We start from the raw sequence: 21,049 nt of genomic DNA on the forward strand, positions 1-21,049 counted from the left end.
TTTTCACATTGAAAATATCGGGGAAATGCATTGGCTATGCATTAGGTCGACTCCTTATAAAGGCTATCTCTTATGCAGTAAATGTTTGTAAAAACATAAATAAATAGCCTTTAGGAATATGCGATCCAGCGTATTTCCTGACACTGGAGCCGCTTATGAGCCTGTTGAATCGCGCTGTCCCTCCCTCTTCCTGGCGGCTGAAACGCTTGCCCGTGGCGCTGTTACTGGCGGGAAGTGCCAGTTGGTCCAGCAGCCAGGCGGCCGAGGAGCCCGCGCCTGCGCCCAAGGGTGAGAGCGCCAGTGGCCAGTTGGAAACGGTCACGGTGACGGCGCGGCGGCGTACCGAAAGTGCCCAGGACGTGCCCACGCCCATGAGCGTGATCGGCGGCCAGGCCCTGGAGAGCCAGCGGGTCTACCGGATTCAGGATTTGCAGCAACTGGTGCCCAGCGTCAACGTCGCGTACATGCATGCGCGCCAGTCCAGCGTGTCGATTCGCGGGCTGGGGAATAACCCGGCCAGTGACGGCCTGGAAGGCAGCGTGGGGCTGTACATCGACAACGTGTATCTGGGCCGGCCGGGGATGGCCGTGTTCGACCTCATGGACATCGAGCAGCTTGAAGTTTTGCGCGGTCCCCAAGGCACGCTGTTCGGCAAGAACACCACTGCCGGGGTGATCAATATCAGCACCCGCGCGCCGAGTTTTACCCCGGAGCGCAGCATTGAAACGTCACTGGGCGAGGACGGTTATTTCCAGACCAAGGGCACGATTTCCGGCCCGCTGACCGAGGACCTGGCGGGACGGTTTTCCGCGTATCGCACCCGCAGCGACGGCGACATCAAGAACGAGTACAACGGCCACGACCTCAACGGCGGCTCACGCCAGGGCTTTCGAGGGCAACTGCTGTACAAGCCCAGCGATACGTTCAACCTGCGCTGGATCGGCGACTACAACGAAGAAGACTCCAGCGCCGGCACCCGCGTGCTGTACAGCACCGGGCCGACCATCAACGGCACCAACCTGTATCAATCGCGGGCCGCAGCGGCGGGGGCGACCCTGGTCGACGGCACACACCGCAAGGTCAACCTCGACAGCGACCAGCATGTCACCGTGTTCCAGGGCGGCACCTCGCTGGAAGCCAACTGGACCCTGCCCAGTGACTTCACCCTGACCTCGGTCAGTTCCTACCGCTGGTGGAATTTCACCCCGCGCAACGACGACGGCCTCAACGTACCGGCGTCCTACAACGCCGGCGTGTCGGTGGAAGACAAGCAGTGGTCCCAGGAATTTCGCCTGGCCTCGCCCACCGGCGGCTTTTTCGATTACGTGCTCGGCGCCTACTACTTCGGCTCCGACCTGGACAACAAATCCTTCGCCTATTACGGGCCCAAGGCCGACATCTGGAACGGCACGCCCACGGGCGCCCTGAACAACGTCAGCAGCGTGGGCAACGGGCATATCCGCACCGACAGTTTTGCGCTGTTCGCCCAAGGCACCTGGCACCTCACCGAACGCCTGGATTTCACCGCCGGCCTGCGTGGCACCTATGAACAGAAAAGCGCCTGGGTAACCCGTAACGCGCCCATTGGCGGCGACGCAGTCACCGGTGCGGCGGCCACTGCACGACGCGGGCGAGCAGGGGCTTACGACTCCGGCGACCTCAACCAATACAGCACCAGCCCGTCCGGCTTGTTGAACCTGAGCTATCGCTTCAACGACAACGTGTTGGGCTACGCCACCTTGTCCCATGGCGAGAAATCCGGTGGGGTCAACCTGGCGGTAGGCTCCGCGCCCACGGCCGGGCCGGACTCGCTGTTGATCGGCACCGAGCGCGCCAACAACGCCGAGTTGGGGTTCAAGAGCACCTTGTGGGACCGCCGCCTGCAACTCAACGCCAACCTGTTCTGGACCCAGGTCAACGGCTACCAGACCAATGCCTACGACGACAACAACCGCGTGCAGTACCTGACCAACGCCGGCTCGGTGCGCTCACGGGGCGTGGAAGTGGAGAGCACGCTGATCCCGATCAAGGGCCTCACGCTCAACCTCAACGGCTCGTACAACGACGTGCAATACCTCTCGTATAAGGATGCGCCGTGCCCGCCGGAAGTCAGCCTGCGGCCAGGTGCGCCGGCTTCATGCGACCTGAGTGGTCACCAGGTGGTGGGGGCTTCGAAGTGGATTGCCAACGCCAATGGCGAATACAAGTGGAACCTCGATAACGGCTTCGAACCCTACGTAACCGCCAGCTATGCGTTCCGCTCCAAGGCGGTGGGCACGGTGGAAGATTCCGATTACGGGCAGATCCCGGCCTACGCGGTGGTCAACCTGTCCACCGGCCTGCGGGGCAACTACCAGCAAGGGCAGTGGGACGTGTCGCTGTGGCTGAAGAACGCCTTCGACAAGACCTACTACACCACCTTGTGGACCGGTGGTAACGGTGGGTATGAAGGGCTGCTGGGCACCCCGCGCACGCTTGGGGTGACCGGTCGCTACGACTTCTAGGCCACAGCCGGTGCGGTGCGATAAGTCGCCGGGCTGAACACCCGGGTGAGTATCAGCATCGCCACCACCGTCAGCGTCAGCACCATCCAGGCGCTGACGAAACTGCCGGTCAGTTCCCGCAGCCAGCCGGTCAGCCACGGCGAAATGGCGTTGATCAAAAAGCCCACGCCCTGGACGAACGCAGCCAGCTGGCCGGCTTCTCGGGGATCGCGGCGGTGATCCAGGGTCAGCAGCAGGCTCAGGGCAAAACACGCCCCCAGGCCGAAGCCGATCAGCGCCACCCACAGGTGCGGGAATTGCAGCGGCGCCGTCAGCAAGCCGATATAGCCCACGGTCTGGGCCAGCAGGCTGATGCTCAGCAGCGGTCGACGATCAATGCCGCGTTGCGCCAATGCGGGCATCAACAGCGCGGCGATCACCTGGAAGATCGTCATGAACGCCAGCAGCGAGCCACTGGGCAATACGTCCCAACCCAGTTGCTGGTAGTAGGCCGGCAACCACGCGACCATGCTCATGTAGCCGCAATTCACCAAGCCGAAATACAGCGCCAGCAGCCATGCGCGACGGTTGCGCAGGCCCTGGAACGGCGCGGTCACCTGCGGTTTTTTGCCGCGCCCAATGGCAGCCAGGCCCACAGCAACAACGCGCCCAGCGCCGGTAGCAACCAGATCCCAAGCCCCGCCTGCCACTGCTGGAAGTGCCCCGCCACGAGCGGGCTGAGCAGCGCCGCCAACCCACCGCCGCCCATCAGCGACGCCGAGTAAACCCCCATCGCCAATGGCACGCGCTGGTGAAACTGGCGCTTGATCATCGCCGGCACCAATGCCTGGATCAGCGCCACACCCGCACCGCCGAACAGCGCCGTGGCCAGCAGTGCCGGCGCCTGGCCAAACAGCCAGCGCGCCAGGCACGCCAGCAGAATCATCATCAGGCCGAGGGCAATCCCGCGACGTTCCCCCAGCTTGGCCTCCAGGCGCACACCCACCAATGCCACCAGGCCCATGCAGATCACCGGCAGGCTGGTGAGCAGGGCGCTGCTCTGGAAACTCAGGCCGGTGGCCAGGCGGATTTCCCCCAGCAACGGGCTGATGGAGCTGAGGATGGGTCGCAGGTTCAGCCCCAGCACCACCAGCAAGCCCCAGCCGGCGAGTTTGCCGGCGACCGAATTATTCAGCGTCACGCAGGGCCTTCCATTGCGCGTAAAGGGCCTGCATCGCCGCCTGCGGCAGGTGCTGTACGGGCAACTTTTGCTCCGCCAGCGGCAGCGACAGTTGCTGGTAGATCGCGGTTGTGGACAGGCCAAACGGCGCCGCCACTTCGTTGCTGGCGGCGAATACCACGCGGGATACCCCGCACAGGTACATCGCACTCAGGCACATCGGGCAGGGCTGGCCGCTGGCGTAGATCACGCAGCCTTCCAGGCGCGGGCCGAGTTGTCGGCTGGCGGCGCGGATGGCGAGCATCTCGGCGTGGGCGGTGGGGTCCTGGGTCAAGTGGATTTCGTTGACCGCTTCCACCAGCACCTCGCCGTCGCGCACCAGTACGGCGCCAAACGGGCGGCCACCGGCGGCTACGTTGGCCTGGGCCAGTTGCACGGCGTGGTGCAGGTGCCGTTGATCGTCAGTCATGCAAAACCCCTCGTGCGCATTGAGGCGTGAAGTATGGGCAGCCGTAGGGGTATTCTGAAATTAAATATAACCATGCCAATCAGTGGCAAATGGAATGGTGAGCCCATGTTCGATCCCGTGTTATTGCGCAGTTTTGTCGCCGTGGTTGATTGCGGCAATTTCACCCGCGCGGCCGAGCGCCTGCATTTGACCCAGTCCACGGTCAGCCAACAGATCCGCCGCCTGGAAGAGGCGTTGGGCAGCCAGGTGCTCGACCGGGATCAGCGCCGCGTGGTGGCCACGGTGGAAGGCGAGCGGTTGCTGGCGTATGCGCGGCGCATCCTGGCGCTGCACGAAGAGGCGGCCGACGTGCTGATCAACCAGCAGAGCGACGGTGTGCTGCGCCTGGCGGTGCCCGAGGATTTTGCGGCCGAGCGTCTGATGCCGTTGTTGTCGGCGTTTGTGCAGGCTTATCCACGGGTGCGGCTGGAGGTCACCAGCGGCTTGGGGCCCGAGTTGCTGCGGGCTTATCGCGGCGGTGAATTTGACGTGCTGCTGGTCAAGCAAATGGGCGACAGCGATGACTGCCTGGCGTCCTGGCCGGAGCCGTTGTGCTGGGTCGACAGCCGCAGTGCGCCGTCCCTGGGGCGTGATCCGCTGCCGCTGGTGGCATTTCCCGCAGGCGGTCTGTACCGCAATGAAATGCTGCATCACCTGGAGGTGGGCGGCTGGCGCTGGCGCATCGGTTATTCCAGCGCGAGCCTGGCCAGCGTGTGCTCGGCGGTGGCGGCGGGGCTGGGGATCAGCCTGCTGCCGGTGCGGGTGGTGCAGCCCGGGCATGTGGTGTTGGGCGCGGACAGCGGTTTGCCGGCCGTGCAGGGCGTGCGGCTGGCGCTGTATGGCCGTAACGGCCTGGGTGCGGCGGGGCAGGCATTGTTGAGCCAACTGCTGGATTTATGTGCCAGTAACCCGCGCTGAGCCATGCCTTTAGGGAATATTTTGTATGCCTCAAAAGCATTCAGATTTAGCCCCTCGGCGCCAGGCCGCGCAGGCCGTGGCTTCGGCGTATCCGGATGTTTCGGTTATTCACTTTGGATCTATCCATAACTTTAAAGATTACTTTAAGAGATAAGCGTCTGCCCCCGATGATTCACCCCTCGACGGCCGCCAAGGCAGGCCCGTCGGTTTTTTTGCTTAAGACCGCAGGGGAGTTAATCAATGGGCAATGTCCAGACCGCCGCCAGTGCACAAGAGGCGCAGTGGCGCCACGCACCGGGTGGTGAGTTGGTCGACCTTGGCCGGCCGCATCGCGCGCCGTTGGGGCAGTTGCGTACGCAGAAAACCCCCAAGGGTGTGTTGAGTCGGCGTGAAGCGATCCTGTTGGGGATTCTCGCGCTGGCCTTGCATGGCGCGGTGATCTATTGGGTCAGCCAGAAGCCAACCCCGGTGCTGCCGATTGTGCCGCCGGAAATTCCGCCGATGACGATCGAATTTTCCCAGCCGGCGCCGCCGGTTGTGGAGCCGCCACCGCCAGTGCCGCCACCGCCGCCGCCACCGGTCGTCGAGCCACCGCCACCGGTGGTCGATGAGCTGGCCGCCAAGCCGGCGCCGAAAAAGATTCCGAAACCCAAGCCGGTACCAAAGCCCGTGCCCAAGCCCGCACCGAAACCGGTGGCGGAGCAACCGCCCGCGCCGCCCGTACCTGCGCCACCGGCTCCAGCCCCGGCACCGCCTGCGCCAGCGCCGGTAACGCCGGCCTCGGCCAACGCCGCGTACCTGAAGAACCCGGCGCCCGAATACCCGTCACTGGCCCAGCGCCGGGGTTGGGAAGGCACGGTGTTGTTGCGGGTGCATGTACTGGCCACCGGCAAACCGGGTGAGATCCAGATCCAGAAGAGCAGTGGTCGCCAGCAACTCGACGAAGCCGCACTGGCTGCCGTGAAGCGCTGGAGTTTTGTACCGGCCAAGCAGGGCGATGTGGCCCAGGACGGCTGGGTCAGCGTACCGATCGATTTCAAGATTCATTAATTATTGGGATGCGGTGTGTTGGACACATCGCGACCTGCACAGAGGGAAAACATCATGGCATTAGCATCTCCAACTGAATCCATCGAAAGCGCGGTTATCTGGCTGCTGGTGGTCTTTTCGGTCGCCACCTGGGGCCTGGCCCTGCTCAAGGGCGTCCAGTTCGGCCGCCTCAAGTCCCAGGATCGCAAATTCCACAAACAGTTCTGGGCGGCATCGAGTCTTGATTCGGCCGCAGAACTCGCCGAAACCAAACCCGGCGCCGCTGCCCGCGTGGCCCAGGCCGGTTACGCCGCGATCCAGGTCGGTGACGCGCCACACGCCGCGGACTTGAGCCAGGCGATCAACCATCAGGACCGCCTCGAACGTGCCCTGCGCCAACAAATCGTACGTGAGCGCCGCTCCCTGGAAACCGGTCTGGCCGTGGTCGCGAGTATCGGCAGCACCTCGCCGTTCATCGGCCTGTTCGGCACCGTGTGGGGCATCATGGAAGCCTTGAAAGGCATCAGCGCCGCCGGTTCCGCCAGCCTCGAAACCGTGGCCGGCCCGATCGGTGCGGCGCTGGTTGCCACCGGCGTGGGTATCGCCGTCGCGGTGCCGGCGGTGCTGGTCTACAACTACTTCCTGCGTCGCCTGAAACTCACCGCCGCCGATCTGGATGACTTCGCCCACGACTTCTACAGCCTGGCGCAGAAGAACTCCTTCCGCGTGCTGCTGCACCCGACGCTGAGCAAGGCTGGTGGTGCCCAGGGCGGCGCGCAAAAAGTGAAGGAGGCGTCCTGAGATGGCCTTCTCCACGCAAGACAGTGATGAGGTGCTGAGCGAGATCAACGTCACCCCGCTGGTGGACGTGATGCTGGTGCTGCTGGTGGTGTTTATCGTCACCGCGCCGCTATTGACCAACGCGATTCCGATCAACCTGCCCAAGACCGAGGCGGTGGCCCCGGTGGAGCAGAAAGATCCGCTGGTGGTGAGCATTGATGCGGCCGGCAAACTGTTTATCAACAAGGATGAAATCCAGCCGGACCTGCTGGAATTCAACCTGCAGTCGGCCAAGGCCAAGGACCCGGACGTTCGGGTGCAACTGCAGGCTGATGATGGAGTGAACTATGGCGAAGTGGCGCGAGCCATGGCGTCTATCGAGCGCGCAGGGATTACCAAGCTGTCGGTGATTACTGCACGTTAGTTTCAAATGCCTCGACAATTTTTTTGGCCGTCTCCTTGGCAGGGTGCGGCCTTTTTTTTGCCTTTGGTTTGGGGTGGTGTGTATATCCGTTATTTAGGTAATGGCGGCTATTGGTTCCGCTCTTACAGCGGCTCACTTTTGAACAGCGCAAAAGTAAGCAAAACGCTCTTGCCCCACCACTCGGCACCTCGCTTGGGCTCGGTGTGCCCTCACTCCGGCTTTGGACCGTGGGCCGCCGCGATGGGCCATCCTTGGCCCAGCGCGGCTAACCCGGCGTCCTGCCGGGTTACCCACGCTCCAAAGCCTGCGTTCGGCCAGCGTGGTTTAACGGGGCGCCTAAGATCAAGATCAAAAGCAGATCAACGGCACAGCGGCCTACAGGCCGGCTTGAGTGGTGTGAAGCAAAGGCAACATCAAGATCAAAATCTACAGCGAGCACGGTCAAATGTGGGAGCTGGCTTGCCTGCGATAGCATCGCCTCGGTGCATCTGAAAAACCGAGGTGTCTGCATCGCAGGCAAGCCAGCTCCCACAGAAAAGCAGAGCTGCAGCAGTTTCAGATTTGGCTTTGGCTTTGGCTTTTGATCTGGCTTCTACCACTCAAGCCGGCCTGTAGGCCGCTGTGCTGTAGATTTTGATCTTGATCTGACTGCCCCATTCAGCCCGAGGCCGAACGCAGGGATTGAGGAGCGGGTAAACCGGCAGGACGCCGGTTTAGCCGCGACGGGGCAGGGACGCCCCGTCGCGGCGGCCCGCGGAGCAATGCCGGAGTGAGGGAACACCGAGCCTTAGCGAGGTGCCGACAGGCGGGGCAGAGCCCTTTGCTTACTTTGGGGCTTTTCCAAAGTGAGTCGCTGTAAGAGCGAAACCATAGGCAGCCGTTACCAAAGAAACGGATATGTACCCTCAACCCCTAAACCCCCACACCACCCTCAAACCAACATTTTGGTTATTAATAAATAGCTTCTTATTCCTTAACGAATATATACCTCGTGCCTATACTGACCCACAACGTTAAACGCTGCAGGAGGGCACACCCATGCACAGCGAGTCGATTCGTTATCTGATCGTGCCGGGCTGGCAAGGATCGCCAGAAGATCATTGGCAAAGTCATTGGCAGAACAGCCTGCCCAACAGCGCACGCGTGGAGCAGGCCGACTGGCTCACCCCGCGCCGCGAAGACTGGGTGGCAGCACTGGCCGAAGCCATTGCCGCCGACAGCACCCCGGTGATTCTGATTGCCCACAGCCTGGGCTGCATCACCGTTGCCCATTGGGCGGCCACCGCACCGGTGCAGTTTCTGCGTCAGGTACGCGGCGCCCTGCTGGTGGCCCCGGCCGATGTCGAACGTCCCGCCTGCGCACCCGCCCTGCGTAACTTTGCGCCAATCCCCAGTGACCTGTTGCCGTTTCCCAGCCAGGTCGTCAGCTCCGACAACGACAGCGCCGTCAGCGCCACCCGCGCCCTTGAACTGGCGCGTAACTGGGGCGCCGAAGCGGGGATCCTCGCGGGCGCCGGGCACATCAATGTGAAGTCCGGCCATCAACGCTGGGAACAGGGCTTCGCCTACCTCTATCGCCTGCAAAATCGCCTGGAACATCACTCCCGGCGCCGTGCATAAAATTTTTTAAACGCCCCTTCCCCTTCGTGGATGGGGCGGGAGTCTGCCATGAGCCTGCATGAAACCTTCGGTCAGCCACTGCTGACCTTCCCCGACGCCGAAAAAAGCCCCCTGAGCATCCGGGCCAAGGCGCTGGTGTTTGTCGACCCGCGTTCGCGTCAATTGCGTGAAGACCTCGAAAACCTCGCCCCCCGTGCCTTGCCCGTACTGATCCGCGGTGAAACCGGCAGCGGCAAGGAATTACTCGCGCGCCACATCCACCGTGGCAGCGACCGCACCGGTTTGTTTGTCTCGGTCAATTGCGGCGCCATCAGCCCGACGTACGCCGACGCCGAATTGTTCGGCTATGCCGCCGGCAGCCACAGCGGCGCGGCCAGCAGCCGGGCCGGTTGGTTTGGCTCGGCCAACGGCGGCACCTTGTACCTGGATGAAATCGGCGACTTGCCGTTGCCGATCCAGGTCAAGTTGCTGGCGGCGCTGGAAAACCACGAAGTCACCCGCGTCGGTGCCCATCAGCCAAGCCCGGTGGATGTGCGCCTGGTGGCGGCCACCAGCATCGACCTCGCCCAGGCCGTGGCGGCCGGCAAGTTCCACGAGCGCTTGTTCCATTACCTCAGCGAAGGCCAGTTGGAGTTGCCGGCACTGCGCGAGCGGGTGGGCGACATCCTGTCACTGGCAGAGTATTTCCTCGGCATCTACAGCCAGCGTCTCGACCTGCCGGTGCCGCTGATCAGCGACGAAGCCCAGCGCGTGCTGGAGCATCACAGCTGGCCCGGCAACACCCGGGAGTTGGAGAACGTGATTCACTTTGCCCTGCTGGTCAGCAGTGGCGACGAGATTCTGCCTGAGCATTTGAACCTGCCGCTGCCCTCGGTGGCGCAGATCGAACATCAGGCGCGGCAGATCCTCAGCAGCGGCACCGAGGCCGAGCGCAGTGCGCTGAAGCGTCTACTGGAAGGGTTGGCGTCTGTATGAACGAAATGGAATATCAAAGTGAATAAAAAGTATTGTTCTGGAATAAAAAACCTCGGTATTGTCCGCTCCACGCCGCGATAGCACTTCGCTGGCATCCACTAAAAAAGCGGCCGTCACAGACGACCCGGATTTTCGATAAGGACACTGCATGAAAAAGGTTCTGTTGTTTACCGCACTGGCGGCTGCCCTGACTGCAAGCTTCGCCCAGGCCAACGAGAAACTGGTGGTTGCCGCTACCCCGATCCCCCACGCCGAGATCCTTGAGCTGGTCAAACCGACCCTGGCCAAAGAAGGCGTGGACCTGGAAATCAAAGTCTTCACCGACTACGTACAGCCGAACGTACAGGTGGCCGAGAAGCGTCTGGACGCCAACTACTTCCAGACCCTGCCGTACCTGGAAAACTTCAACAAGGGTAAAGGCACCAACCTGGTCACCGTGATCGGTGTGCACGTCGAACCTTTCGGCGGTTACTCGAAAAAGATCAAAAACATCTCTGAGCTCAAAGATGGCGCCACCGTGGCCATCCCGAACGAAGGCAGCAACTCCGGCCGTGCCCTGCTGCTGCTGCAAAAGGCTGGCGTGATCACCCTGAAAGACCCGACCAACGCCCTGGCCACGCCGAAAGACATCGCCAGCAACCCGAAAAACCTGAAATTCAAAGAGCTGGAATCGGCCCTGCTGCCACGCGTTCTGGACCAGGTTGACCTGGACCTGATCAACACCAACTACGCCCTGGAAGCCGGCCTGAACCCGGCCAAGGACGCGCTGATCATCGAAGACGCCAAGTCGCCGTACGTGAACTTCCTGGTTGCCCGCCCGGACAACAAGGACAGCGATGCGATCCAGAAGCTGGCCAAAGCCCTGACCAGCCCTGAAGTGAAAGCCTTCATCGAGAAGAAATACAACGGCGCTGTTGTGCCGGCGTTCTGATCGAGCCCCAAAACCTCCTTCAAGGTTTAAACGCCGACGGCTTTTATAGCGTCGGCGTTTTTTATTGCTGGAACACAATCGAAATGTGGGAGCGGGCTTGCTGTGGTGAGGGGGCTTGTCCCCCGTCGGGTTCACCACCGATTGATGGGGCTGCTTCGCAGCCCAACGCGGGGCAAGCCCGCTCACCACAGCAAGCCAGCTCACCACAGCAAGCCCCCTCACCACAGCAAGCCCGCTTACCACAGCAAGCCAGCTCCCACATTTGGTACTGCGTCAGGTCAGACATTCCGGCTGTTAATGGCCCTGCGCAACGCCACCAGCCACTTCACCAGTTCCTGCGGGTCAATCGGTTTTGCCTCGTTCATCGCTCATTCCCTCGCCTGTTGATGGGCCATCAGTCTGGCCAGGCGCTGCCTATCCCTGAAGTGCAGCGCCGATAAAAAGACCCTTCCTACTTCCACGGGAACAGTAGCTGTCATCCGCCTGCACCGCGAATCCGCAGGTTATCTATTTGGGTGATATCAATATGCTATTTCGGTATTTAAATTTTACTTTTTATACCTTTAAAGTCGGCGCTACTTAGCGTTACCCACGCTGAACCGGACCGCACCAACGCCGCATTACCCCTGCGGCGTCAGGGATTTCAGATGACCTTCGATTACGCATTTATCCTCAGCACGCTGCCGGCGTTTCTCAAGGCCGTGGGCGTGACCTTGCAAGTCGGCCTGATCGCCATCGGCACCTCCATGCTGGTGGCCTTGATCAACGCCGCGCTGCTGGTATTTCGCACCCCTTACGTGTGGCGCCTGGTGGCGCTGTACGTCGAGCTGGCGCGCAACACACCGCTGCTGATCCAACTGTTTTTCGTCTACTTCGCGTTGCCGGCCCTGGGGCTGAACATCTCCGGGTTCTGGGCGGCGATCATCACCATGACTTTTCTGGGCGGCGCTTACCTGACCGAAGTGCTGCGCGCGGGTGTGGAGGCGGTACCGCTGGCACAGATCGAGTCGGGCAAGTCCATCGGCCTGTCCCACTGGCAACTGCTGCGCCATGTGATCCTGCCCCAGGCCGGGATCCTCAGTCTGCCGGCGCTGTTTGCGAACTTCATTTTCCTGCTCAAGGAAACCACCATCGTTTCGGCGGTGGCGGTGCCGGAGATTCTCTACACCACCAAAAGCTATATCGCCCTCTACTACAAAACCTACGAAATGCTCGCGGTGCTCACACTGATCTGCGTGCTGTTATTCCTGCCGCTGTCGCTGCTGCTCAGCCGCCTTGAAAGGAGGCTCCAGCATGGCCAGTTCGGGTCTTGAATTACTCTGGGTGTCGTTGCCGCAACTGGGCAAGGGCGCTGCGCAAACCCTGTCGATCTCATTCTTGAGCATCGCCTTCAGCACGGTCGGCGGTGTGTTGTATGGCGTGCTGCGCACCCTGAATTCGAAAGCGATCAACCTGGTGCTGCGGGTTTACCTGGAGCTGTTTCGCGCGATCCCGGTGCTGGTGTGGCTGTATTTGCTGTTCTTCGGCCTGCCGATTTTCTTTGGCCTGAGCATCCCGAGCTTCTGGTGCGCGGTGCTGGTCTTGTCGCTGTGGGGCGCCAGTGAAGTCGGCGAAGTGGTGCGCGGTGCCTTGCATTCGTTGCCCCGCGGCCAGCGCGAAGCCGGTCTGTCGATTGGCCTGTCAGACCCGCAGCTGTACGGCTACGTGTTGCTGCCCCAGGCCCTGAAACGCATGACCCCGCCGACCATCAACGTCTATACCCGCATCATCAAGACCAGCTCCCTCGCGGTGCTGATCGGCGTGGTGGACGTGATCAAGGTCGGCCAGCAAATCATCGAGCGCACCTACGAGTCGGTGTTGATCTACGGCGCGCTGTTCCTGTTTTTCTTCTTTATCTGCTACCCGTTGTCGGCCGCCTCCAAGGTGCTGGAACGGCGCTGGGCCCAAGCATGAGCGCATTGATCGAGTTCCAGGGTTTCAACAAATACTTCGGCGAGCAGCAGGTGCTCAAGGGCATCGACCTGAGCGTCGAAAGCGGCGAAGTGGTGGTGATCCTCGGCCCCAGCGGTTGCGGCAAAAGCACGCTGCTGCGGTGCCTCAATGGCCTGGAAGTGGCCCACAGCGGCAGCCTGCGGTTTGCCGGCAAGGAGCTGCTGGACAAGGCCACCGACTGGCGCCAGGTGCGCCAGGACGTGGGCATGGTGTTCCAGAGTTACCACCTGTTCCCGCACATGAGCGTGCTCGATAACATCTTGCTCGGCCCGCTGAAAGTGCAAAAACGCGACCCCCGCGAAGCCCGCGCCCAGGCTGAAAAACTGCTGGAACGGGTGGGCCTGGCGGATAAACGCGACGCCTACCCGCGCCAACTCTCGGGTGGCCAGCAACAACGCATCGCCATCGTGCGTTCGTTGTGCATGAACCCGCAGGTGATGCTGTTTGATGAAGTCACCGCCGCTCTCGACCCGGAAATGGTCAAGGAAGTGCTCGAAGTGATCCAGGGCCTGGCCCGGGATGGCATGACCCTGCTGATCGTCACCCATGAAATGGCCTTCGCCCGCGCGGTCGCCGACCGTGTGGTGTTTATGGAGGCCGGCCGCATCCTCGAACAAAACACCCCCGAGGCATTCTTTACGAACCCGCAAACCGCACGCGCGCAGCAGTTCCTGGAGAAGTTCTCCTTCGTTTCAACACTGCCCAAAAGAACCAAGGAACTGGAGCTGTTATGAAAACTGCCAAGTTGTTATTCCCCCTGTTCGGCCTCGCGCTGCTGGCCGGCTGCAATAAATCCGAAGAGCCCGCCAAGACGGCGGCTGCGGCCACCCCGGCACCGGCGGCGGCGAGCTACATCGACAAGATCAAGGCGCGAGACAAGCTGATCGTCGGCGTATTCACCGACAAGCCACCGTTTGGTTTTGTGGATGAGTCCGGTCGCTACGTCGGCTTCGATACCGACATTGGCCGCCGCTTCGCCAAGGACCTGCTGGGCGACGAGAACAAGGTCGAATTCGTCGCCGTGGAACCGGCGAGCCGCATTCCGTTCCTGCAAAGCGACAAGGTGGACCTGATCCTCGCCAACATGACCGTGACCCCTGAGCGCAAGGAAGCGGTGGACTTCACCAACCCAAACCTGAAAGTGGCGGTGCAGGCGCTGGTGGCCAACGGCAGCCCGGTGAAAAGCCTGGACGACCTGGCGACCCGCACCACGATCGTCACCACCGGCACTACCGCTGATATCTGGCTGACCAAGAACCACCCGGACTGGAAACTGCTGAAGTTCGAGAAAAACTCCGAGTCGCTGCAAGCGTTGTCGGCAGGCCGTGGTGATGCGTACGCGCAGGACAACCTGGTGCTGTTCAGCTGGGCCAAGCAGAACCCGGGCTACCGTGTGCTGGAGCAGAAGCTGGGCGATGAAGCGCCGATTGCGCCGGCGGTGAAGAAGGGCAACATCGAACTGCGCGATTGGGTGAATGCCGAACTGGCCAAGCTGGGCGAGGAGAAATATTTGCTCAAGCTGTATGACCAGTATGTTCGCAAGGAACTGAGCGATGACACCAAGCCGGAAAGCGTGATTGTTGAGGGCGGGAAGTGGCAGGGCTGATCAGGTAGACCGCGATCGCCGGCAAGCCGGCTCCTACAGAGGAATACGATCAACTGTAGGAGCCGGCTTGCCGGCGATTGGCCCTGTCAGGCACCGCCTAGCTGGGCCAATGCCACGCCGGCTCATCCAGCACCCGCTGCCCCACCACCTGCGTCTGCCCCATCACCTTCTCCAGCACAATCGAATTACACCCTTCATCCTGCTGCAACGCCGCAATCAAGCGGCTGGCATGGGACACCACCCATACCTGGCACTGCTGCGACACCTGGATAATCAACCGCGCCAGCGCCGGCAACAGGTCTGGGTGCAAACTGGTTTCCGGCTCGTTCAGCACCATCATCGTCGGCGGCCTCGGTGTCAGCAGCGCCGCCACCAGCAACAAATAACGCAAGGTCCCGTCCGACAACTCCGCCGCCGACAAGGGCCGCAGCAACCCGTCCTGATAAAACTCGATGGCAAAACGACCGCCCTGCAACGGCTCGATATTCAACCGCGCCCCGGGAAACGCATCGCTGATCGCCCGCTGCAAAGCCTCGGGGTCGCCGATCTCGCGGATGGTCTGCAACGCCGCCGCCAAATCCCGACCGTCGTGATGCAGCACCGGCGTACGCGTGCCCAGTTGTGGCTGGCGTACCGGGGCGTCGATGTCGCTGCGAAAGTGGTCATAAAAGCGCCACCCGCGAATGCTTTCGCGTAACAGCAGCACCTCCGGCGAACCCCGCAGGCTGCCGACCTGATCGAACAGGCTGTTGTAGTTCGGCGTGTGCTGGGCCAATACATCCCAGGCGCGGCCGTCCCGGGCGCGCACCATCGGGCCCGAACGCTGCACCAGCAGGCTCGCCGGGCGGTACACGTGGCCGGCCCAGATGCATTCTTTCTTGATCTCAGGGTCCAGGGAGAAATACGACTGGCTTGGCTCAGGCAAGCCCAGGGAGATCGCGTAGCTGAAGTCCTCGGCGGCAAACCCCAGGCGCAGGCGCTTGGCGCCCTGGCGCACGACGGGCTCCACCGCGACTTCGCCGTTGAGCATGCGCCGGCTGATGTTTTCCGGGCCGGCCCAGAAGGTCGAGTCCAGCCCGCCCTCGCGGGCCAGTGCGTTGATCACCCCGCCCTGGGCCGTCTCCGCCAGCAGCCGCAGGGCGCGGTACAGGTTGGACTTGCCGCTGCCATTGGGGCCGGTGATCAGGTTCAACCGATCCAGCGGCACCACCAATTTGTTGATCGAGCGGTAATTGGCCACCGCGAGGGTCTTGAGCATGAGAAAAATTATCGGCGTGGGAACCCCCGGAGTATGGGATTCTCCATGCAGATAAGGAACCCTGTTCTAAGCTCACAGTCGCATAGACACTGGCACGGCGGCATCACGCAAAAGGAGCCTGCATGGGCGGTCCCACCTCGACATTTATCTTCGGCCTTGGCCTGCTGGCGCTGTTGAGCGGTTGCGGCCAGGAAAAAGCCGAACCCAAGGAACATTCCCGGGTGTTTGTGCAGACTGTGAAGTCCACCGACTTTGCCGCCGCCGTCACCTTGACCGGCGATATCCAGGCGCGAGTGCAGACCGATCTGTCGTTCCGCGTCGGCGGCAAGATCATCCAGCGCATGGTGGATGTCGGTGACCGGGTCAGCGCCAAACAAGTGCTGGCCAAGCTCGACCCGAAAGACTTGCAGACCAACGTCGACTCCGCCCAGGCCCAGGTGGTCGCCGAGCAGGCGCGGGTCAAACAGACCGCTGCCGCGTTTGTGCGCCAGGAAAAACTCCTGCCCAAGGGCTACACCAGTCGCAGCGAATACGACTCCGCCCAGGCCGCGCTACGCAGCAGCCAGAGCGCACTGACCGCCGCCCAGGCGCAGTTGGCCAACGCCCGCGAGCAGTTGGGCTACACCTCGCTGATCGCCGACGCGCCGGGCATCATCACCGCGCGCCAGGCCGAGGTGGGCCAGGTGGTGCAAGCCACCGTGCCGATTTTCAGCCTGGCCCGGGACGGCGAGCGCGACGCGGTGTTCAACGTCTATGAATCGTTGCTGGTGGAGCCGCCACCGGACAAACCGATTACCGTCAGCCTGCTGGAAAACCCGCAGATTACTGCCGTGGGCAAGGTCCGCGAAGTCACCCCGGCGGTGGCTGCGAATACCGGCACCGTGCAAGTCAAAATCGCCCTCGACGCGCTGCCCAAGGGCATGCAGTTGGGCTCGGTGGTCAGCGCCACCGCCAACGGGCCGGCCAAGGCCAGCATCGAGTTGCCATGGGCCGCCCTGACCAAAGACCTCAGCGCGCCGGCGGTCTGGCTGATTGACGACGACGGCAAGGCGCAGTTGCACAGGGTCACGGTCGCGCGCTACCTCACCGGCAAGGTGATCATCAGCGACGGCCTCAAGGGCGGCGAAAAAGTCGTGGTGGCCGGCGGGCAATTGCTGCATCCCGGCATGATCGTGGAAATCGCCCAGCCGCCGGATCAGGCCCAGGCCCAGGGAGTGCAGCCATGAAGCAACTGACGGTATTACTCGCCGCCAGCCTGCTGTTGGTGGCGTGCTCCAAGGAAGAACCGGCGCCGGAACCGGTGCGCCCGGTGTTGTCGATTGAAGTGAAATCCGAAGACCAGGAAAACCTCGGCCGCTTTGCCGGTACGATCCAGGCCCGCTACGAGAGCAATCTCGGTTTCCGTGTGCCCGGCCGCATCGCCCGGCGCGCGGTCGACGTAGGCGCTGAGGTGGAGCAGGGCGCGTTGCTGGCCGTGCTCGACCCCACCGATCAGCAGAACCAGCTTCGTGCTGCCCAGGGCGACCTGGCCCGCGTCCAGGCGCAGTGGATCAACGCCCAGGCCAACGCACGTCGCCAGCAGGAATTGTTCAATCGTGGCGTCGGCGCCCAGGCCCAACTGGACATCGCCCAGACTGACCTGAAAACCACCCAGGCTTCCCTTGACCAGGCCAGGGCCTCGGTCAACCAGGCCAAGGACCAGCTCAACTACGCCGAACTGCGCACCGACCACGCGGGCATCGTCACCGCCTGGAATGCCGAGGCCGGCCAGGTGGTCAGCGCCGGGCAGCAAGTGGTGACCCTGGCGCGTCCCGACATCAAGGAGGCCGTCATCGACTTGCCCGCCGGCCTTGCCGAGCGGCTGCCGCCGGACGTGGTGTTCCTGGTGGCCGGGCAGATGGACCCGAGCGTCAGCACCACCGCCACCGTACGCGAGATCGAACCCCAGGCCCAAAGCGCCACTCGCACCCGTCGTGCGCGCCTGACCCTGGCCGAAACGCCGCCCGCATTTCGCCTTGGCACCGCCATCAGCGTAACCCTCAGCTCCGCCATCGCCCCGCGCATCGAACTGCCCCTCAGCGCCGTGCAGGAGGCTGACGGCAAGACCCGCATCTGGGTGATCGACACCCAAAGTCAGACCGTGCAGCCCCGTGACGTCACCATCGTCAGCCGTGACGCCGACAGCGCCTTGCTCAACGCCGGCGTCAAACCCGGCGAACGCGTGGTGAGTGCCGGCGTGAACAGCCTGAAGCCCGGGCAAAAAGTCAAAATCGACGAGGACAGCCCGCGATGAAAGGGAGCTTCAACTTATCCGACTGGGCCCTCAAGCATCAGTCCTTCGTGTGGTACCTGATGTTCGTCGCGCTGCTGATGGGCGTGTTCTCGTACATGAACCTGGGCCGTGAGGAAGACCCGTCGTTCACCATCAAGACCATGGTGATCCAGACCCGCTGGCCGGGCGCGACCCAGGAAGAAACCCTCAAGCAGGTCACTGACCGCATCGAGAAAAAACTCGAAGAGCTGGACTCCCTCGACTACGTGAAAAGCTACACCCGGCCCGGGGAATCCACGGTGTTTGTGTTCCTGCGGGACACCACCAGCGCCAAGGACATCCCGGAGATCTGGTACCAGGTCCGCAAGAAGATCGACGACATTCGCGGCAGTTTCCCCCAGGGCTTGCAGGGGCCGGCGTTCAACGACGAGTTCGGTGATGTATTCGGCTCGGTGTACGCGTTTACCGCCGATGGCCTGTCGATGCGCCAACTGCGCGATTACGTGGAGCAGGTGCGCGCCGAAATTCGCTCGGTGCCGGGGCTGGGCAAGGTCGAGATGATCGGCCAGCAGGACGAAGTGATTTACCTGAATTTCTCCACCCGCAAACTCGCGGCCCTGGGGATTGACCAGCGCCAGGTGGTGCAGAGCCTGCAATCGCAGAACGCGGTGACCCCGGCCGGGGTGATCGAGGCCGGGCCCGAGCGGATTTCGGTGCGCACCTCCGGGCAGTTCGCTTCGGAGAAGGACCTGGCCAACGTCAACCTGCGGCTCAATGACCGGTTCTATCGCCTGGCCGACGTGGCGGAAATCACCCGTGGCTACGTCGACCCGTCGACGCCGATGTTCCGCTTCAACGGCAAGCCCGCCATCGGTTTGGCCATCGCCATGCAGAAGGGCGGCAACATCCAGGACTTCGGCAAGGCCCTGCACCAGCGCATGGATGACCTGACGGCGGACCTGCCGGTGGGGGTGGGCGTGCACAAGGTTTCCGACCAGGCAGAAGTGGTGGAGGAGGCCGTCGGTGGCTTCACCAGTGCACTGTTTGAAGCGGTGATCATCGTGCTGGTGGTGAGTTTTATCAGCCTTGGCGTGCGCGCCGGGTTGGTGGTGGCCTGTTCGATTCCGCTGGTGCTGGCACTGGTGTTTGTGTTCATGGAATACAGCGGCATCACCATGCAGCGGGTGTCGCTGGGCGCCTTGATCATCGCCCTCGGCCTGTTGGTGGACGATGCGATGATTACCGTGGAGATGATGATCACGCGCCTGGAAAAAGGCGAAACCAAGGAGCAGGCGGCAACCTTTGCCTACACCTCCACCGCGTTCCCGATGTTGACCGGCACCCTGGTGACCGTCGCCGGGTTTGTGCCGATCGGCCTCAACGCCAGTTCGGCGGGCGAGTACACCTTCACCTTGTTCGCGGTGATTGCGGTGGCGATGCTGGTGTCGTGGGTGGTCGCGGTGTTGTTCGCGCCGGTGCTGGGCGTGCATATCCTCAGTAGCAAGGTAAAACCCCATAACGCCGAGCCGGGCCGGGTGGGCCGGGCGTTCAACGGCGGCATGCTGTGGGCCATGCGCAATCGCTGGTGGGCCATCGGCATCACCGTGCTGTTGTTTGTGGCGTCGGTGTTTTCCATGCAGTTCGTGCAGAACCAGTTTTTCCCGTCCTCGGACCGTCCGGAAATTCTCGTCGACCTCAACCTGCCGCAAAACGCCTCGATCAATGAAACCCGCAAGGCCGTCGACCGCCTTGAAGCCATCATCAAGGACGACCCGGACATCGCCCGCTGGAGCACCTACATCGGCCAGGGCGCGATCCGTTTCTACCTGCCGCTGGACCAGCAACTGGAGAACCCGTACTACGCGCAGTTGGTGATTGTGAGCAAGGGCCTGGAAGAGCGCGGCGCGCTGATTGCCCGCCTGCAAAAACGCCTGCGGGAAGATTTTGTCGGCGTGGGCAGCTTTGTGCAGCCGTTGGAAATGGGCCCGCCGGTGGGGCGTCCGATCCAGTACCGGGTGTCTGGCAAGGACATCGACCAGGTGCGCAAACATGCGATCGAACTGGCGACCATGCTCGATAAAAATACCCACATGGGCGAGATCATCTACGACTGGAACGAGCCGGGCAAAGTCCTGCGGGTGGACATCGCCCAGGACAAGGCGCGGCAACTGGGGCTGTCGTCGGAAGACGTGGCGCAGTTGATGAACAGCGTGGTCAGCGGTGCGTCGGTGACCCAGGTGCACGACGATATCTACCTGATCAACGTGGTCGGCCGCGCCGAAGACGCCGAGCGCGGTACACCGGAGACCTTGCAGAACCTGCAGATCGTCACGCCCAACGGCACCTCGATTCCGCTGCTGGCGTTTGCCACCGTGCGCTATGAACTTGAGCAGCCGCTGGTGTGGCGACGGGACCGCAAGCCGACCATTACGATCAAGGCGGCGGTGCGCGATGACATGCAGCCGACCGACCTGGTGAAACAGCTCAAGCCGGAAATCGACACGTTCAGCGCCGCGTTGCCGGTGGGCTATAAGGTTGCTACCGGCGGTACCGTGGAAGAAAGCGGCAAGGCCCAGGGCCCGATTGCCAAGGTGGTGCCGCTGATGCTGTTCTTGATGGCGACCTTCCTGATGATCCAGCTGCACAGCGTGCAGAAGATGTTCCTGGTGGCCAGCGTTGCGCCGCTGGGGTTGATTGGCGTGGTGCTGGCGCTGATTCCCACGGGCACGCCCATGGGCTTTGTGGCGATCCTCGGGATCCTTGCGTTGATCGGTATCATCATCCGTAACTCGGTGATCCTGGTGACGCAGATCGACGCCTACGAACGCGACGGCTACACGCCGTGGGACGCGGTGGTGGAAGCCACCGAGCACCGGCGCCGGCCAATTCTGCTGACCGCAGCGGCGGCCAGCCTGGGCATGATCCCCATCGCCCGGGAAGTGTTCTGGGGGCCAATGGCTTACGCGATGATTGGCGGGATCATCATCGCCACCTTGCTCACGCTGCTGTTTTTGCCGGCGCTGTATGTGGCCTGGTACAAGATTCGCGAGCCGAAGAAAGAACAGGCTTGAGC

Annotated in this window: 17 protein-coding genes and 1 pseudogene; 15 read left to right on the top strand and 3 right to left on the bottom strand. The window is 62.4% G+C overall.

Features of this window, described 5'->3' with window-relative positions; genetic code table 11:
* Nucleotides 1-155: 155 nt before the first annotated feature.
* Entirely contained in the window at nt 156-2,504 is a 2,349-nt protein-coding gene (locus JFV30_RS30045; RefSeq protein WP_201125867.1) for a TonB-dependent receptor, read from the top strand.
* Here the strand turns inward: JFV30_RS30045 and JFV30_RS30050 are convergent.
* Nucleotides 2,501-3,684 (bottom strand): annotated as a pseudogene (locus JFV30_RS30050) (CynX/NimT family MFS transporter). The gene JFV30_RS30045 and the pseudogene JFV30_RS30050 sit on opposite strands and share 4 nt — an antisense overlap.
* Entirely contained in the window at nt 3,671-4,132 is a 462-nt protein-coding gene (locus tag JFV30_RS30055; RefSeq protein ID WP_201125868.1) for a nucleoside deaminase, read from the bottom strand. Before JFV30_RS30055 ends, JFV30_RS30050 begins: the two are co-directional and overlap by 14 nt.
* 105 nt (nt 4,133-4,237) lie before the next feature.
* Between JFV30_RS30055 and JFV30_RS30060 the strand changes: the two genes are divergently transcribed.
* The 11 genes from JFV30_RS30060 to JFV30_RS30110 all read left to right on the top strand — a co-directional run bounded on the left by JFV30_RS30060 (nt 4,238) and on the right by JFV30_RS30110 (nt 14,446).
* A complete protein-coding gene (locus JFV30_RS30060; protein ID WP_169386655.1) occupies nt 4,238-5,089 on the top strand; it encodes a LysR family transcriptional regulator in 852 nt (283 codons plus the stop codon).
* A gap of 240 nt (nt 5,090-5,329) precedes the next feature.
* A complete protein-coding gene (locus tag JFV30_RS30065; RefSeq protein WP_063033616.1) occupies nt 5,330-6,139 on the top strand; it encodes an energy transducer TonB in 810 nt (269 codons plus the stop codon).
* Between the two features lie 51 nt (nt 6,140-6,190).
* A complete protein-coding gene (locus tag JFV30_RS30070; RefSeq protein ID WP_177120271.1) occupies nt 6,191-6,919 on the top strand; it encodes a MotA/TolQ/ExbB proton channel family protein in 729 nt (242 codons plus the stop codon).
* 1 nt (nt 6,920) lies between these two features.
* On the top strand, nt 6,921-7,322 hold the full coding sequence (locus JFV30_RS30075) for an ExbD/TolR family protein (protein WP_003218118.1): 402 nt from the start codon (nt 6,921-6,923) through the stop codon (nt 7,320-7,322).
* A 1,038-nt stretch (nt 7,323-8,360) separates the two neighbouring features.
* On the top strand, nt 8,361-8,942 hold the full coding sequence (locus JFV30_RS30080) for an alpha/beta hydrolase (protein ID WP_010168877.1): 582 nt from the start codon (nt 8,361-8,363) through the stop codon (nt 8,940-8,942).
* Nucleotides 8,943-8,990: 48 nt separating this feature from the next.
* Nucleotides 8,991-9,917 (top strand): sigma 54-interacting transcriptional regulator, encoded by a 927-nt coding sequence (locus JFV30_RS30085; protein ID WP_201125869.1) that lies wholly within the window; start codon nt 8,991-8,993, stop codon nt 9,915-9,917.
* Nucleotides 9,918-10,065: 148 nt separating this feature from the next.
* Nucleotides 10,066-10,848, top strand: coding sequence for a MetQ/NlpA family ABC transporter substrate-binding protein (locus JFV30_RS30090; RefSeq protein ID WP_010168878.1), 783 nt, complete (start codon nt 10,066-10,068; stop codon nt 10,846-10,848).
* Nucleotides 10,849-11,495: 647 nt separating this feature from the next.
* Entirely contained in the window at nt 11,496-12,161 is a 666-nt protein-coding gene (locus tag JFV30_RS30095; RefSeq protein ID WP_003211825.1) for an amino acid ABC transporter permease, read from the top strand.
* Nucleotides 12,142-12,801, top strand: a complete 660-nt coding sequence (locus JFV30_RS30100; protein WP_010168880.1) for an amino acid ABC transporter permease — start codon at nt 12,142-12,144, stop codon at nt 12,799-12,801. Before JFV30_RS30095 ends, JFV30_RS30100 begins: the two co-directional genes overlap by 20 nt.
* Nucleotides 12,798-13,574 (top strand): amino acid ABC transporter ATP-binding protein, encoded by a 777-nt coding sequence (locus JFV30_RS30105; RefSeq protein ID WP_010168881.1) that lies wholly within the window; start codon nt 12,798-12,800, stop codon nt 13,572-13,574. Before JFV30_RS30100 ends, JFV30_RS30105 begins: the two co-directional genes overlap by 4 nt.
* Nucleotides 13,571-14,446 carry a transporter substrate-binding domain-containing protein gene (locus JFV30_RS30110; protein ID WP_201125870.1) on the top strand — a complete coding sequence of 292 codons (876 nt, stop codon included), beginning with the start codon at nt 13,571-13,573 and terminating at the stop codon, nt 14,444-14,446. Before JFV30_RS30105 ends, JFV30_RS30110 begins: the two co-directional genes overlap by 4 nt.
* Nucleotides 14,447-14,543: 97 nt before the next feature.
* On the opposite strand, the gene JFV30_RS30115 is transcribed toward JFV30_RS30110, so the two are convergent.
* On the bottom strand, nt 14,544-15,704 hold the full coding sequence (locus JFV30_RS30115) for an AAA family ATPase (RefSeq protein ID WP_201125871.1): 1,161 nt from the start codon (nt 15,702-15,704) through the stop codon (nt 14,544-14,546).
* Between the two features lie 122 nt (nt 15,705-15,826).
* Between JFV30_RS30115 and JFV30_RS30120 the strand changes: the two genes are divergently transcribed.
* Genes JFV30_RS30120 through JFV30_RS30130 form a run of 3 tightly spaced genes read left to right on the top strand, consistent with a single transcriptional unit; the run spans nt 15,827 to nt 21,047 of the window.
* A complete protein-coding gene (locus JFV30_RS30120) occupies nt 15,827-16,930 on the top strand; it encodes an efflux RND transporter periplasmic adaptor subunit (RefSeq protein ID WP_201125872.1) in 1,104 nt (367 codons plus the stop codon).
* Nucleotides 16,927-17,997 (top strand): efflux RND transporter periplasmic adaptor subunit, encoded by a 1,071-nt coding sequence (locus JFV30_RS30125; protein WP_201125873.1) that lies wholly within the window; start codon nt 16,927-16,929, stop codon nt 17,995-17,997. Before JFV30_RS30120 ends, JFV30_RS30125 begins: the two co-directional genes overlap by 4 nt.
* The gene (locus tag JFV30_RS30130) at nt 17,994-21,047 is read left to right on the top strand and encodes an efflux RND transporter permease subunit (RefSeq protein ID WP_201125874.1); all 3,054 of its coding nucleotides are present in this window, start codon (nt 17,994-17,996) and stop codon (nt 21,045-21,047) included. The genes JFV30_RS30125 and JFV30_RS30130 overlap by 4 nt, the downstream gene beginning before the upstream one ends.
* Nucleotides 21,048-21,049: the final 2 nt, after the last annotated feature.

This window comes from Pseudomonas sp. TH32, from assembly GCF_016650855.1.
Classification (GTDB): Bacteria; Pseudomonadota; Gammaproteobacteria; order Pseudomonadales; family Pseudomonadaceae; genus Aquipseudomonas.

What these genes read in the sequence shown, in the direction of transcription:
- JFV30_RS30045 (WP_201125867.1), top strand. Translation starts at nt 156, where the DNA reads ATGAGCCTGTTGAATCGCGCTGTCCCTCCCTCTTCCTGGCGGCTGAAA.
- JFV30_RS30055 (WP_201125868.1), bottom strand. Translation starts at nt 4,132, where the DNA reads ATGACTGACGATCAACGGCACCTGCACCACGCCGTGCAACTGGCCCAG.
- JFV30_RS30060 (WP_169386655.1), top strand. Translation starts at nt 4,238, where the DNA reads ATGTTCGATCCCGTGTTATTGCGCAGTTTTGTCGCCGTGGTTGATTGC.
- JFV30_RS30065 (WP_063033616.1), top strand. Translation starts at nt 5,330, where the DNA reads ATGGGCAATGTCCAGACCGCCGCCAGTGCACAAGAGGCGCAGTGGCGC.
- JFV30_RS30075 (WP_003218118.1), top strand. Translation starts at nt 6,921, where the DNA reads ATGGCCTTCTCCACGCAAGACAGTGATGAGGTGCTGAGCGAGATCAAC.
- JFV30_RS30080 (WP_010168877.1), top strand. Translation starts at nt 8,361, where the DNA reads ATGCACAGCGAGTCGATTCGTTATCTGATCGTGCCGGGCTGGCAAGGA.
- JFV30_RS30085 (WP_201125869.1), top strand. Translation starts at nt 8,991, where the DNA reads ATGAGCCTGCATGAAACCTTCGGTCAGCCACTGCTGACCTTCCCCGAC.
- JFV30_RS30090 (WP_010168878.1), top strand. Translation starts at nt 10,066, where the DNA reads ATGAAAAAGGTTCTGTTGTTTACCGCACTGGCGGCTGCCCTGACTGCA.
- JFV30_RS30095 (WP_003211825.1), top strand. Translation starts at nt 11,496, where the DNA reads ATGACCTTCGATTACGCATTTATCCTCAGCACGCTGCCGGCGTTTCTC.
- JFV30_RS30100 (WP_010168880.1), top strand. Translation starts at nt 12,142, where the DNA reads ATGGCCAGTTCGGGTCTTGAATTACTCTGGGTGTCGTTGCCGCAACTG.
- JFV30_RS30105 (WP_010168881.1), top strand. Translation starts at nt 12,798, where the DNA reads ATGAGCGCATTGATCGAGTTCCAGGGTTTCAACAAATACTTCGGCGAG.
- JFV30_RS30110 (WP_201125870.1), top strand. Translation starts at nt 13,571, where the DNA reads ATGAAAACTGCCAAGTTGTTATTCCCCCTGTTCGGCCTCGCGCTGCTG.
- JFV30_RS30115 (WP_201125871.1), bottom strand. Translation starts at nt 15,704, where the DNA reads ATGCTCAAGACCCTCGCGGTGGCCAATTACCGCTCGATCAACAAATTG.
- JFV30_RS30120 (WP_201125872.1), top strand. Translation starts at nt 15,827, where the DNA reads ATGGGCGGTCCCACCTCGACATTTATCTTCGGCCTTGGCCTGCTGGCG.
- JFV30_RS30125 (WP_201125873.1), top strand. Translation starts at nt 16,927, where the DNA reads ATGAAGCAACTGACGGTATTACTCGCCGCCAGCCTGCTGTTGGTGGCG.
- JFV30_RS30130 (WP_201125874.1), top strand. Translation starts at nt 17,994, where the DNA reads ATGAAAGGGAGCTTCAACTTATCCGACTGGGCCCTCAAGCATCAGTCC.